General features: G+C 67.2%; 13 protein-coding genes. 8 read left to right on the top strand and 5 right to left on the bottom strand.

Translation table 11 applies throughout. From position 1 onward, the window contains the following. On the top strand, positions 1–954 hold the full coding sequence (gene ligD / locus HQ308_RS09720) for a non-homologous end-joining DNA ligase (RefSeq protein WP_222630123.1): 954 nt from the start codon (positions 1–3) through the stop codon (positions 952–954). Here ligD and HQ308_RS09715 read toward each other — a convergent pair. Together HQ308_RS09715 and htpG are read right to left on the bottom strand one after the other, a co-directional pair. Next, the gene (locus tag HQ308_RS09715; RefSeq protein ID WP_222646280.1) at positions 935–2,266 is read right to left on the bottom strand and encodes an NAD(P)/FAD-dependent oxidoreductase; all 1,332 of its coding nucleotides are present in this window, start codon (positions 2,264–2,266) and stop codon (positions 935–937) included. The genes ligD and HQ308_RS09715 overlap by 20 nt on opposite strands. 34 nt (positions 2,267–2,300) lie before the next feature. Beyond that, positions 2,301–4,214: a molecular chaperone HtpG gene (gene htpG, locus HQ308_RS09710; protein WP_222646279.1), complete on the bottom strand. Its 1,914-nt coding sequence runs from the start codon at positions 4,212–4,214 to the stop codon at positions 2,301–2,303. Positions 4,215–4,360: 146 nt separating this feature from the next. Between htpG and HQ308_RS09705 the strand changes: the two genes are divergently transcribed. Next, a complete protein-coding gene (locus HQ308_RS09705; protein WP_222646278.1) occupies positions 4,361–4,657 on the top strand; it encodes a hypothetical protein in 297 nt (98 codons plus the stop codon). A 57-nt stretch (positions 4,658–4,714) separates the two neighbouring features. Continuing rightward, positions 4,715–5,461: a hypothetical protein gene (locus HQ308_RS09700; RefSeq protein ID WP_222646277.1), complete on the top strand. Its 747-nt coding sequence runs from the start codon at positions 4,715–4,717 to the stop codon at positions 5,459–5,461. 6 nt (positions 5,462–5,467) lie between these two features. Here HQ308_RS09700 and HQ308_RS09695 read toward each other — a convergent pair whose 3' ends face one another. Beyond that, the gene (locus tag HQ308_RS09695; RefSeq protein ID WP_027506292.1) at positions 5,468–6,070 is read right to left on the bottom strand and encodes a hypothetical protein; all 603 of its coding nucleotides are present in this window, start codon (positions 6,068–6,070) and stop codon (positions 5,468–5,470) included. Between the two features lie 78 nt (positions 6,071–6,148). On the opposite strand from HQ308_RS09695, the gene HQ308_RS09690 reads away from it, so the two are divergent. Together HQ308_RS09690 and HQ308_RS09685 are read left to right on the top strand one after the other, a co-directional pair. After that, on the top strand, positions 6,149–7,588 hold the full coding sequence (locus HQ308_RS09690; protein WP_222632008.1) for a glucose-6-phosphate dehydrogenase (NADP(+)): 1,440 nt from the start codon (positions 6,149–6,151) through the stop codon (positions 7,586–7,588). 148 nt (positions 7,589–7,736) lie between these two features. Continuing rightward, complete coding sequence (locus HQ308_RS09685) at positions 7,737–7,886, top strand: hypothetical protein (RefSeq protein WP_222632006.1); 150 nt, start codon at positions 7,737–7,739, stop codon at positions 7,884–7,886. A 22-nt stretch (positions 7,887–7,908) separates the two neighbouring features. On the opposite strand, the gene HQ308_RS09680 is transcribed toward HQ308_RS09685, so the two are convergent. Continuing rightward, a complete protein-coding gene (locus HQ308_RS09680) occupies positions 7,909–8,139 on the bottom strand; it encodes a PspC domain-containing protein (protein ID WP_037186123.1) in 231 nt (76 codons plus the stop codon). A 162-nt stretch (positions 8,140–8,301) separates the two neighbouring features. On the opposite strand from HQ308_RS09680, the gene ppk2 reads away from it, so the two are divergent. Continuing rightward, entirely contained in the window at positions 8,302–9,174 is an 873-nt protein-coding gene (ppk2, locus tag HQ308_RS09675) for a polyphosphate kinase 2 (protein ID WP_222632634.1), read from the top strand. Position 9,175: 1 nt separating this feature from the next. Here ppk2 and HQ308_RS09670 read toward each other — a convergent pair whose 3' ends face one another. Further along, positions 9,176–11,239 carry a prolyl oligopeptidase family protein gene (locus HQ308_RS09670; RefSeq protein ID WP_222646276.1) on the bottom strand — a complete coding sequence of 688 codons (2,064 nt, stop codon included), beginning with the start codon at positions 11,237–11,239 and terminating at the stop codon, positions 9,176–9,178. A 52-nt stretch (positions 11,240–11,291) separates the two neighbouring features. Here HQ308_RS09670 and HQ308_RS09665 point away from each other — a divergent pair, with 52 nt between their 5' ends. Together HQ308_RS09665 and HQ308_RS09660 are read left to right on the top strand one after the other, a co-directional pair. Continuing rightward, positions 11,292–11,909 (top strand): TMEM175 family protein, encoded by a 618-nt coding sequence (locus tag HQ308_RS09665; protein ID WP_222646275.1) that lies wholly within the window; start codon positions 11,292–11,294, stop codon positions 11,907–11,909. Continuing rightward, a complete protein-coding gene (locus HQ308_RS09660) occupies positions 11,906–12,865 on the top strand; it encodes a dipeptidase (protein ID WP_222646274.1) in 960 nt (319 codons plus the stop codon). Before HQ308_RS09665 ends, HQ308_RS09660 begins: the two co-directional genes overlap by 4 nt. Positions 12,866–12,873 lie beyond the last annotated feature (8 nt).

Below are 12,873 nucleotides of genomic sequence, written 5' to 3'. Positions count from 1 at the left end.
ATGGCAGCCACGTCACCGGCGATCGAACTCGAGGTCAGCGGACGCACGGTGCGGGTGTCTAACCCCGACCGCGTGTACTTCCCGGCGAGCGGAGCCACCAAGCGCGATCTGGTCGAGTACTACCTGTCTGTCGGCGACGGAATCGTGCGCGCGCTGCGGGAGCGGCCCTGCATGATGCACCGGTTCCCCGACGGTCTCGCCGGGGAGAAGGTGCACCAGAAGCGGTTGCCGAAAGGCGCTCCGGACTGGATGGAGACGGTGCGGGTCACCTTCCCGCGCTACAACCGCACCGCGGACGAACTCTGCGTCACCGAACTGGCGCACGTGATCTGGGCCGTGCAGATGTCGACGGTGGAGTTCCATCCGTGGAACAGCCGGCGCGCCGACGTGGAGAGTCCGGACGAGTGGCGCATCGATCTGGATCCGATGCCGGACTGCTCCTTCGACCGGGTGCGCCGGGTGGCGGCGGTGACGCGCGAGGTGCTCGACGAACTCGGTGCCGTCGGGTGGCCGAAGACGTCGGGCGGCAACGGGTTGCACGTGTACGTGCGTATCGCGCCGGAGCAGGGCTTCGCCGATGTCCGCAGGGCCGCACTGGCGTTCGCTCGGGAAGTGGAGCGGCGCGCGCCGGACGACGTGACCACGACGTGGTGGCGCAAGGACCGCGACCCGACGAAGTTGTTCGTCGACTACAACCAGAACGCCCGCGACCACACCATCGCGAGCGCGTACTCCGTGCGCGGCAATCAGGACGCGACGGTGTCGACGCCGATCACGTGGGACGAGATCGCCGACGTGGAGCCGCGGGACCTCACCATGTACACGGTGCCGTCCCGATTCGCGGATCTCGGTGATCTGCACGCAGGAATCGACGATGCCGTGTACTCGATCGCCCCGCTGATCGAGTGGGCCGAGCGCGACGAGCGGGCGGGGCTCACCGAACCGGACGAATGATCTCGCGGGCCGCTCGCCGACCGGACCGCACGGCTCCGTCGAGGTAGCCCGGCCACCGATCCGCCAGATCCGTTCCCGCCCAGTGCACTCGGCCGGTGGTCAGGTCGGCGGCCTCGAAGATGCCGCCGTACGGGGGGATGGCGGTGGGTGCGCCGCCCAGCCACGGTTGCTCCGACCAGGTGATGTCGTCGACCAGGTGTGGGGACGCCGCATGCGCGCCGAACAGGCGGACCAGCTCCGCGACGACGGTCTCACGACGGTCACTGCGGGAGAACAGGTCCGACGCCGCTCGCCCACCGCTGAAGGCGACGAGGACGCCGGGATCGTCCGCGCCGGGGTTACCGTCGACGACCATCTGCACGGGTCCGTCGACGTCGAGGACGGTTCCGGTGAGCCCGTCCTCGCGCCACCACGGCTCGTCGTACACCACGATGGTCTTCGCGTACTCGCCCATGCGTGAGTTCCGCATCCGATCACCGGCGCCGGCAGGGAGTGCGCCGTCTATGTCCGCAGCGCGGGGCAGGGGTACCGCGATCACCACGGCGGACGCTCGTAGAGTTCCGTCCTCGGTGACGACGTCGACTCCCGACCCATCGGCGCGGACGGCGGTGACGGGTGTCCGTAGACGAGGCTCCGACGAGAGTTGCTGTGCCACAGCGGCGACGAGAGCCCCGGCGCCGCCCACGAAGTAGCGTTCCTGCGCGCCGTCGCGTACTTCCGCGATTGCGCGCAGGCTGCCGGCCGCCCGCAAGTATTCGAGCGCGGCGCGGGCAGGGACCTCGTCGGGGTCGGCTCCGAAGATCAGGCGATAGAAGCAGGTGAGGATGTCGCGCCCGTACGCGGACCGGAACAGTCGATCGCCGATCGCGTTCGACATGTCGTGCTCGCCGGGACGCCAGGCGTCGAGTACGGGGACCGGGGTACTGCGGCTGCGTCGCACTGCCACGTCAAGTCCTGCGATTCCGAGTCCCACCGGCAGCCACTCCCGTGCCGGTATCGGTGGCACTTGCCCGTGATATCGGTGGACGCGTCCAGCGGCAGCGAAGAGCTCGTCGGCACCACGTCGACGACGCGGTTCGGGTGCGGTGGCGATGCCGAGTTCGTCGGCGAGGTCCAGGACAGCCGTCTGGTCCCCGCCGACCCAGTGCGCGCCGTAGTCGACGTGGTGCCCGTCGACATCTCGGGTGAGCACCTTCCCGCCGATGCGATCGGCAGCTTCGAGCACCGTGACGGACCGACCCGCTCGCTCGAGCTCCCGTGCTGCCACCAACCCGCTGAGCCCCGCCCCGATCACGACCACGTCCCCCGACATATGCCCACCCTACGGGTGGGCATATGTCCTCAGGTCACATCGTGCGTGTCAGCCTCTCCGCCAACAACTTCGCGAACGACGCCGGGTCGTCCAGCTCGCCACCCTCGGCGAGCAGGGCTGTGCCGTAGAGCAGCTTGGCGGTCTCGGCCAGCGCCATCTCGTCCTTCTTCTCCGCATGGGCCTTCTCCAGCGCGGTGACCAGCGCGTGGTCCGGGTTGAGCTCGAGGATGCGCTTGGTCTTGGGGACCGGCTGGCCGGAGGCGCGGTACATCTTCTCGAGCTGCGGGCTCAGGGAGAAGTCGTCGCCCACGATGCACGCGGGTGAGGTGGTCAGGCGTGAGGACAGGCGGACCTCCTTCACGTCGTCGGACAGCGTCTCGGCCATCCACGAGGTGAGGTCGGCGAACTGCGCCTTTCGTGCGTCCTTCTCCTCGGTCTCCGCCTCGTCGTCACCCAGGTCCACGGCACCCTTCGCGATGGAGCGGAACGGCTTCCCGTCGAACTCGGGGACGGACCCGGTCCACATTTCGTCGACGGCGTCGGTGAGGATCAGCACCTCGAGCCCCTTGGCGGTGAACGCCTCCATGTGCGGAGAGTTCTCCACCTGCTGACGCGACTCACCGGTCATGTAGTAGATCGCGTCCTGGCCGTCCTTCATGCGAGAGACGTACTCCGCCAACGTGGTCGGCTTCTCGTCGCTGTGGGTGCTGGCGAAGGACGACAGCTCGAGGAGAGTGGACTGGTTGTCGTGGTCGGAGAGCAGGCCCTCCTTGAGGGCGCGGCCGAACTCGGTCCAGAACGTGCTGTACTTCTCCGGCTGGTTCGCCTGGAGATCCTTGACTGTGCTCAGCACCTTCTTCGTCAGGCGGCGCCGGATGGCGCGGATCTGGCGATCCTGCTGCAGGATCTCGCGAGAGACGTTGAGGGACAGGTCCGCCGCGTCGACGACACCCTTGACGAAGCGCAGGTACTCGGGCACCAGCTCCTCGCAGTCGTCCATGATGAACACGCGCTTCACGTACAGCTGGATGCCGATCTTCGACTCCCGCATGAAGAGGTCGAACGGTGCGCGCGACGGAATGAACAGCAGCGCTTGGTATTCGAAGGTGCCCTCGGCCTTCATGGGGATGACCTCGAGCGGCTCGTCCCATGCATGGCTGACGTGGCGGTAGAACTCGGTGTACTCCTCGTCCGAGACCTCGTCCTTCGAGCGCGTCCACAGCGCCTTCATCGAGTTGACCGTCTCGTCCTCGAGCACCGTCGTGGCGTCGTCGCCCTCGCCGGTGGTCTTCTCGACCTGCATGCGGATGGGCCACGCGATGAAGTCCGAGTACCGCTTCACCAGTTCGCGGATCTTGTGCTCGGACGTGTAGTCGTAGAGGTGGTCTTCATCGTCGGCCGGCTTCAGGTGCAGGGTCACGGCGCTGCCCTGAGGCGCGTCGGACACCTCCTCGATGGTGTACGTGCCCTCACCGCTGGACTCCCAGCGCGTCGCGGAGTCCTCACCCGCGCGCCGGGTCACGAGGGTGACCTTGTCGGCCACCATGAACGTGGAGTAGAAGCCGATGCCGAACTGGCCGATGAGCTCCTCGGACGCGGCCGCGTCCTTCGCTTCCTTCAGCTTCGCGCGGACCTCGGCGGTGCCCGACTTCGCGAGCGTGCCGATGAGATCGACGACCTCGTCGCGCGACATGCCAATGCCGTTGTCCCGCACGGTGAGGGTGCGGTTCTCCTTGTCGATCTCCAGGTCGATGTGGAGATCGGAGGTGTCGGCGCCGAGATCCTTGTTCTGGAACGACTCGAGTCGCAGCTTGTCCAGCGCGTCCGACGAGTTGGACACCAACTCGCGGAGGAACGAGTCCTTGTTGGAGTAGACCGAGTGGATCATCAGATCCAACAGCTGCCGGGTCTCGGCCTGGAACTGCATTTCTTCGACGTGCGCGGTCACGTGACTCCCCTGATCGAAACAAGTGCCTGGTGGACCCTCGTATTTTACGGCAACCGTGCCTGCGTTCCCGCATGCCTCTTCCCCCGTAACAGTCCGCACGGTACGGTTTTCGAAGGCCGGGGCTCTCCCATCGGAAGGTGTGTGTCATGGTGCGAATCGGACTACGGCGAGTGGTCGGTGGAGTGCTCGCCGCCGGAGCCATCACGGCGGGATCGGTGCTGGCAGGGGCGGGAACCGCCTCCGCGGAGCCGACCTACGTCGGGCCGCTGTACTACGAGGTGGTGCCGGGGATCTTCCCCACGTGTCCGGACGTCGCTGCTGCGGAGCGCGCCAAGGGCACCACGATCCTGGTCGACTGCATTCGCTGGTTCGGACCTCAGCGTGGTTTCTCGCTGACTCCGTACCAACTCATCGCCGGCATCGCACCCCTCGACGGCAGTTAGCCGGCTCGTGTCCTGATCGTGACGTGAGTACAGGTAACGACGCCACGAAAGAGACCGATGGGTATGTCAGAGGGGGCGGCGATCGGCCGGCTCCGGACAGGAGTCGACATGTCGTTCTCGATGAGCACACGGGCTGCCGTCGCGGCCACCCTGGTCGCCGGCGCCGCGGTGCTGGGGGCATGTTCGGCTCCGGACCAGGTGACGTCGGCGACGGCGGTTCCGGCGCCCGCTGACACCTCGGTCGTGACGCCGACGGGGACATCGGTCGTGGCGCCGATCGAGCCGCCCACCGGTGCAGCGTCGGATCAGCCGGGCGCAGAGGAACAGCCGGTCGAGCAGTCGCCGTCGGCAGAGTCGGCAGACCCGGCGGACGCACTTCCGCGTCCGGGGTCGCAGGAGGTGTCGGTGGATCCCGAGCTCTTCCGCGACAGTGGCGGGGCGGGTGAGGGGTACTACTTCTGGACACCGTCGGGGAATGTGTCGTGCGGGCTCTTCCCGAACGGAACCTCGGTCGGATTCCTGGGATGCCAGGCCGTGTCCAGTGTCGCTCCCGACGAGGGCGAGGTCTGCTCGAACGGTGCCACCAGCAGGTACGCCGTCCGCGTGGAGAGCACCGGGCCGATCCACTACTGCACGAATCAGGGCTATTTCACCGGCTCGGAGAACATCCGCACACTGCAGTACGGCGAGGTGATCAACACGGGGCAGAGCTTCTGCGTCTCTCGGGAGGACGGAGTCGCGTGCGCCCGCGTCGGCTCGAACGCGTTCTTCCTCTCCCGTGACGAGAACACCACCCTGCGGTGACCTCGGTCAGCGGTGGTCGATCGTCGTGCGTATCCGCGTCGTCGACGGGGCCGCGGGTGTGGACCCGAATCCGAACCGCACCGGCGGCTCCACCGGCGACAGGTGTCCCAGATCGTCGCCCTTCCACGATGCCGTCGCGCCGACGATGCTGCGCTGCCCTCGCGCTCCGTAGTATTCGCGCCGCCCACCGCCGGCGGTGCCCCTGGTCCGCACGCCGCGCATCACGACCCGCGCGATCGGGTCGCTCACCGTACAGAACCAGGGTGCGGTGACCACCGACGTCGGTGCGAGGGTGAGCAGTCGACCCAGCAGGGTCGGGCCGCCGATCTGGAAGGACACCTCGAGATCACCCGCGGAGACGCCGACTCGGTCACCTCGGCGGTGATACGAGACGTCGGTGATGGTCGTCGTGTCGAAGTGGTAGGTCGCGGTGACGAACTCGCGGACCGCGTCGGACGGTGCCAGCAGAAGGCGCTCGCCGTCCGCGAACTCGACCATGACATCGGTGAAGTCGCCCAGCGGCGACGACGTCCAGTGGCCGACGACGATCCTGGTTCCGCTGGAGGTCCCGAGACCGGCGATGTCGCCGTCGAAGATCGATCGTGTCACCGGCTCGACAGTAGCGTCGACGCGGCACTGTGAGGCGATCGAGGTTCGGGGGAGCCCCCGACTGGGCATCATGGAGGCATGGCTGACACTGCGACATCCGAATCCGGCGGGGCTCCGACCATCTTCGTGCTCTTCGGGGCGACGGGAGACCTTGCCAAGCGCATGGTGCTGCCGGCGTTCTACGAACTTGCGCAGGAAGGACTGCTGCCCGAGCAGTGGGCGTTGGTGGGCAACGGTCGAGGTGAAAAGACCGACGACGAGTTCCGCGAGCACATCCGCGCGGCGCTCGAGGAGTTCGGTCCCGGGGAGGGTGTCGACAGCATCGACGAGAAGGTGTGGTCGTCGTTCGCGGACCGTGTTCGCTTCGCGGGCAACGGATTCACCGCCGACGATCCGGGTGACCTGCCGTCGGTCATCGGAGACGTGAAGGACGAGCTGGGCGGCGACGTGCAGCTCGTGCACTACATCGCGCTGCCGCCCTCGACCTTCATCGACTACACCGAGGCGCTCGGCGCACACGATCTCGCCGAGGGCGCGCGGGTGGTCTACGAGAAGCCGTTCGGCACGTCGCAGGAGAACTTCGAGAAGCTCGACGAGGCGGTCCATGCCATCGTCGACGAGAAGCAGGTCTATCGGATCGACCACTTCCTCGGCAAGGAGAACACCCAGAACCTGCACATCCTGCGCTTCGCGAACGGGATGATCGAGGGGATCTGGAACCGGGAACACGTGGAGCAGGTGCAGATCGACGTGCCGGAGACGCTGGACATCGACGACCGTGCCGAGTTCTACGACGCCACGGGTGCCGTGCTCGACATGTTGGTGACGCACCTGTTCCAGGTCGCGGCGGAGGTGGCCATGGAGCCCCCACTCAGCCTCGGTGCGGACGACCTGCAGACTGCCCGCGAGTCGGTCATCGCGGCGTTCCGCCCGCTCGACACGTCCGAGGTGGTCCTCGGTCAGTACCGCGGCTACCAGGACGTCGAGGGGATCGCGGACGATTCGTCGACCGACACGTTCGTCGCCGCACGCATGTGGGTCGACACCGACCGGTGGCGCGACGTTCCCTTCGTCCTGCGCACCGGCAAGATGCTGGGAACCAGCACGCAGCGGGTGTCGCTGGTGTTCCGTCGCCCCGAGGGACCGGTGAAGCACCTGCCGGCCGACGGCGCCGTGCTGACGTTCGACCTGTCGGGCGACGGCCGAGTGGACATCGCCATGACGGTCAAGGAGCCCGGCCCCGGCGAGGACCTCGGGATCGGTCGGATGTCGCTCGACCTGTCGACGGTGTCGGACGCCGAGCCGCTGTCGCCCTATTCACGACTCATTCTCGACGTACTCGACGGTGACCGGTCGTTGTTCACCCGTCCCGACGGACTGGCTCACGTGTGGGAGGTCGCCGCACCGTTGTTGACCTCTCCGCCGGCCGTGCTCCCGTACGAGCCCGGCTCGATGGGACCCGAGGCAGCGAACGACTTGGCCTCTCCCTGTGGTTGGTTGGTGACCGGAGACAAGTGACTCGACGGTAAGGTCGACCGCTCCCGAGAATCCGGACTTTTACGGCAGGAAACCATTCCTTTCACGGTCGCGGGCATTTACAGTCCAGCCCACGGCCATCGGGGCCGTCGCCGTCATTCCTGGCGCGGTGTAGGAGAAGGGACGACGGATGTTTCTCGATCTGATTCTCGGTGGTGGGACCGACGGTGGCCTGCTGAGTGGTGGACTGCTCGGTGGCGCACTGGATTCTGTGCTCGACGGTGTGGGAGGACTGCTCGACGGTCTTCTCGGAACCGGCGGGACCGGTAGCGGCAGCTGATCTCCGCGACGCCCCGCGATGGTCATGCTCGGGGAACGAGCATGACCATCGCGAGGTAGAGCAGGGCGACGGTGCCGAACGAGACGAGGGCGCCGACCACGGTGAGGGCGCGCACCAGGCTGGGATCCCATCCGGTGTAGGCGGCGACACCGCCGCAGACCCCGGCGATCCAGGCGTCGTCTCGGCTTCGCGTCAGCTGCGTGGTGTGGTTCGGGTTCGGGTGGACGGTGGAGTTGCTCTCGTGGAATGTCATGTCTCCATCCTGAGTTCCGCCCGGGCGCTGCACCATCGGTGACCACCCCGAGACGTACCCTGAAACTCCGCCTGTCACGGCATCTGCTGTTCACCCCGTGATCACCGTCCCGTCTCCGGCGGCTCGTAGGTTCCTGGCGTGACCGCTCTCGATGACTTCGCCCTGTCCCGGATCGTGGACCTCTCGGACACCTCGTCGTTCAGCGTGCGGGACGACGACGACGACCCCGTGTTGCTGACCGGTGACGGAGTCCCGGTGGACACCTGGCGCCAGGCGTACCCGTACGACGAACGGATGCCGCGCGCGGAATACGAAGGTACGAAACGTCTTCTGCAGATCGAGTTGCTGAAGCTGCAGATGTGGATCAAGGAGACCGGTGGCCGCCACGTCATCGTCTTCGAAGGTCGCGACGCCGCCGGCAAGGGCGGCACGATCAAGCGCTTCATGGAGCATCTCAACCCTCGCGGCGCGCGGGTGGTGGCACTCGAGAAGCCGTCGCCACGCGAGTCGACGGAGTGGTACTTCCAGAGGTACGTCACCCACCTACCGGCTGCCGGAGAGCTGGTCCTGTTCGACCGCTCCTGGTACAACCGGGCCGGCGTGGAACGTGTGATGGGATTCTGCAGCGACGAGCAGTATCACCGATTCCTCCACCAGGCACCGTTGTTCGAGCAGATGCTCGTCGACGACGGAGTGCAGCTGACCAAGTTCTGGTTCTCGGTGTCCCAGCTCGAACAGCGGACGCGCTTCGCCATCCGCCAGGTCGATCCGGTACGGCAGTGGAAGCTCTCGCCCATGGACCTTGCCTCCCTGGACAAGTGGGACGCGTACACGAGGGCCAAGGAGGACATGATCCGGTTCACCCACACCGATCACGCCCCCTGGACGACGGTGAAGAGCAACGACAAGAAACGCGCCCGCCTCGAGGCGATGCGCTTCGTGCTGAACAGCTTCGACTACTCGAACAAGGACCACGAGGTGGTGGGGCGCCCGGATCCGTCCATCGTCGGACTTGCGGAACCGGACACCGACTGACCTAGCGGGTACCGCCCCCGAGCGTCCGCCACAGGAACGTGTACGCCAGCGCGGACTTGAATGCGGCCTGCGCGTTGTCGGCCGCACCGCCGTGGCCGCCCTCGATGTTCTCGTAGTAGGAGACGTCGTACCCGTACTCCTCGAGGAGGGCGTCCATCTTGCGCGCGTGCCCGGGGTGCACACGGTCGTCCCTCGTCGACGTCGTGATGAGGATCGGCGGATACACACCGATCGAGTTCCCCGGCGGTGAGACGTTCTGGTACGGGCTGTACTCGGAGATGAAGGCCCACTCGTCGGGATCGTCGGGATCTCCGTACTCGGCCATCCACGACGCCCCGGCCAGCAGGCGGTGATACCGCTTCATGTCCAGGAGCGGCACCTGACACACGATGGCGCCGAACGACTCCGGGTACTTGGTGAGCATGATGCCCATGAGCAGGCCGCCGTTGCTGCCGCCCTGCGCGCCCAACTGGTCCGGGGTGGTGATGCCGCGCTCCACCAGATCGCTCGCGACCGCCGCGAAGTCCTCGTGCACCTTGTGTCGACCGGACTTCAGCACCTCGGTGTGCCACGACGGCCCGTACTCGCCGCCGCCGCGGATGTTCGCCACCACGTAGGTACCGCCCCGAGCCAGCCAGGCCGCGCCGACCACGCCGCTGTACGAGGGGGTGAGTGAGACCTCGAAACCGCCGTATCCGTAGAGGAGGGTGGGGCCTGCGGCCGTCGGACGGTCCTGCGTTCCGGGGTTCCGTACGACGAAGTAGGGCACGCGTGTGCCGTCGAGTGAGGTGGCGAAGTACTGCTCGACCGCGAGGCCCGTGGTGTCGAAGAACGCGGGAGCGGACTTCAGGACCTCGGGATCGGTCCCGACGGTGCCCACCAGAAGAGTGGACGGAGTGAGGTGGCCGCTCGCGTCGAGGAAGTACTCGTCACCGCCGAACTCGGGGTCGGTGCCGATGACGGTGACGTCGACTGCGTCCGGGAGTCCCTGCAGGCGTTCGGAGGTGACCGTGTCGCCCAGCGTCACCACGTGGACGCTGGAACGGACGTCCTCGAGCAGCACCATCAGCAGATGGTTCTCGGTCCACGCGTACTGGTGCAGCGACGTGCGGGCGTCGGGAGCAAAGACGACGATCAGATCCCTTGCACCGGAGAGAAACTCGTCGATCTTCGCGGCCACCAGCGACCCTGCGGCGTACTCGGTGCCGTCGACGGTCCATGCGGTCGTCAGGCGAACGGTCAACCAGTTCTCGTGCAGGGACACCGAGGCATCGGTGGGCACCTCGAGGACCGTGGTCGATCCGTCGTCGTGAAGAATGGAGGTGACGGCATTGAAGAAGTCGGTGGCGCGCTGGACCAGGCTGCGCTCGAAGCCGGGCGTCGCATCGTGCGAGGCGGACACCGCGACGTCGGTCTGCTCACCCTCGTACACGACGGGAGCCTCCGCGAGAGGAGTTCCACGGAGCCACCGGTGTGCGCGCCGGGGGTACCCGGAATCGGTGAGCGACCCGGGTCCGAGATCTGTGCCGACGAAGACCGTGTCCGCGTCGATCCAGTCGATGTCCGTCTTGGCCTCGGGGACGACGAAGCCACCCTCGTCGGGTGCGACGAAGGAGCGGGACGTGAGCGAGTACTCGCGGATCACCGATGCGTCCGCGCCGCCGCGCGACAGGGAGATCAGCGCGCGGTCGAACGACGGACGGAGCACCTGCGCGCTCTTCCACACCCAGTTCTCGCCCTCGGCCTCGGCGAGAGCATCGAGATCGATGATGACGTCCCAGGCGGGACTGTCCTTCCGGTACTCCTCCATGGTGGTGCGCCGCCACAGCCCGCGGGGGTGCGACGCGTCCTTCCAGAAGTTGTAGAGGTGGTCGCCGCGCTTGCGCGCGTACGGAATGCGCGCGTCGGTGTCGAGAATGCTCCGGATGTCGGTCTCGAGCGTCCGGAACTCGTCGTTCGCGGTGAACTCGTCGACCGTGCGCTCGTTACGGGCGCGCACCCACACGAGGGCGGCGTCGCCGGTCACGTCTTCGAGCCACTCGTACTTGTCGGTCACGTCGCCCATTCTGCCCGCGGTCGCCCTCGCGCGAGCAGGACGGCGCACCTACAGTGTCGAGGTGACCGAACCCGACACCGAGGTGCGCTCTCAGCAGGGGCTGGACCGCATCGTGTTCTTCTCCGACGCGGTGGTGGCGATCGCCATCACGCTCGTCGTGCTCCCCCTCGTGGACAGTGCCCGCGACACCCCGGAGGGTGCGGGAGCGTTCCTGCGGGAGAACGGCTACGCACTCGTCGCCGCGGGCATCAGTTTCGCGGTCATCGCGGGGTTCTGGCGCGATCATCACGCGCTCTTCACTCGTGTCACGGGGTACGACGAGGTCGTCGTGCGGCTCAACCTCCTGTGGCTCGCCGGCATCGTGCTGATGCCCGTGGCGACCGTGCTGGAGGTCGCGGCTCCCCACGGGGACCCGTTGTCGGTGGGGCTGTACCTCGGGGTCATCGCCGTGACCATGATCGTGTCCCGTCTCCTCGCAGCACGCGTGCGCGCTGCGGGCTTCCTGCGTGGAGATCTGCGTCCCGGTGTGCGCGGCGCGGCGGTGCCCTGGGTTCCGGTCGCTCTGTTCCTGGTGGTCTCCGCGGTGGCGCTGCTCGTCCCGTCGGTGGGCCTCTACGCACTGCTCGCGATGCTGTTCGCCCCGTTGCTCTCTCGCGCGCTGGCCGGGGGTGCGCGGTGACAGCGCTGTGGGAGCAGCACACCTGCCTGCCGCTGTACGCGGACACCGACATCACCGAACTGGCGCGGTACGAGGCGGGGAGTTACCTCTCCGTCAACGTCGGCTACTCGCCCCACACGAAGGCGTCGGCGACGGAGTTGGCCACGACGTGGAGTGCGCGGGCACTCGCGGACGGTCGCTTCCTTCCGGCCCGGAGCGTGGCCGACATCGACGAGGCCCGACGACGGGGACTGCGTGCCCTCGCCTTCGACCTCGAGGACTCCGCTCCTCTGGACGGCGACCTCGACAACGTGCGCTACTTCGTCGAACTGGGCGTGCGCTCGATGCTGCCCACCTACAACCATGCGAACGCCGCGGGATGCGGATGCCTCGACGCCGTCGACACGGGTCTCACCGCCCACGGACGCGACCTGATCCGGGCGATGAACGAGGCGGGCATGGCAGCGGACGGGTCGCACTGTTCCCGGCGGACGGGGCTCGACATCGCCGCGACGACGTCCCGGCCGATGATCTACAGTCATTCCAATTTCGCTGCGCTGTGGGAACATCTGCGGAACATCACCGACGAGCAGGCGCGTGCGTGCGCCGACACCGGCGGCGTGGTCGGCATCAACGGGGTGGGCATCTTCCTCGGCGTCAACGAACCCGAACGTCGCGCGGATCGGGTGCGCGCCATGGCCGACCACGTCGAGTACGGAGTCGACCTGGTCGGGATCGATCACATCGGTGTCGGCAGCGACTACTCCTTCGACCACGAGGACTTCAACACCGAGTTGGCGCTCCACCCCGAGGCGTTCTCCGAGGAGTACACGAGATACGGGGCACTGCAGTGGGTTCCGCCCGAGGACACCCACACGCTCCCGGCCGTGCTCGCCGAGCGCGGCTGGGACGAGAGTGCGGTGGCGGCTGTGTTCGGCGGCAACTTCCGCCGCGTGGCCGACGCCGTGTGGACCTGACGCCGGCT

This window comes from Rhodococcus sp. BP-241 (genome assembly GCF_019836145.1).
GTDB lineage: Bacteria > Actinomycetota > Actinomycetes > Mycobacteriales > Mycobacteriaceae > Rhodococcoides.
This window is presented reverse-complemented; position numbering and strand designations above follow the sequence as displayed.

Coding starts and splice junctions, on each gene's coding strand:
- HQ308_RS09685 (WP_222632006.1), top strand. CDS start 7,737: ATGTTTCTCGATCTGATTCTCGGTGGTGGGACCGACGGTGGCCTGCTG.
- HQ308_RS09700 (WP_222646277.1), top strand. CDS start 4,715: ATGGGTATGTCAGAGGGGGCGGCGATCGGCCGGCTCCGGACAGGAGTC.
- HQ308_RS09715 (WP_222646280.1), bottom strand. CDS start 2,266: ATGTCGGGGGACGTGGTCGTGATCGGGGCGGGGCTCAGCGGGTTGGTG.
- HQ308_RS09680 (WP_037186123.1), bottom strand. CDS start 8,139: ATGACATTCCACGAGAGCAACTCCACCGTCCACCCGAACCCGAACCAC.
- HQ308_RS09690 (WP_222632008.1), top strand. CDS start 6,149: ATGGCTGACACTGCGACATCCGAATCCGGCGGGGCTCCGACCATCTTC.
- HQ308_RS09705 (WP_222646278.1), top strand. CDS start 4,361: ATGGTGCGAATCGGACTACGGCGAGTGGTCGGTGGAGTGCTCGCCGCC.
- HQ308_RS09670 (WP_222646276.1), bottom strand. CDS start 11,239: ATGGGCGACGTGACCGACAAGTACGAGTGGCTCGAAGACGTGACCGGC.
- ligD (WP_222630123.1), top strand. CDS start 1: ATGGCAGCCACGTCACCGGCGATCGAACTCGAGGTCAGCGGACGCACG.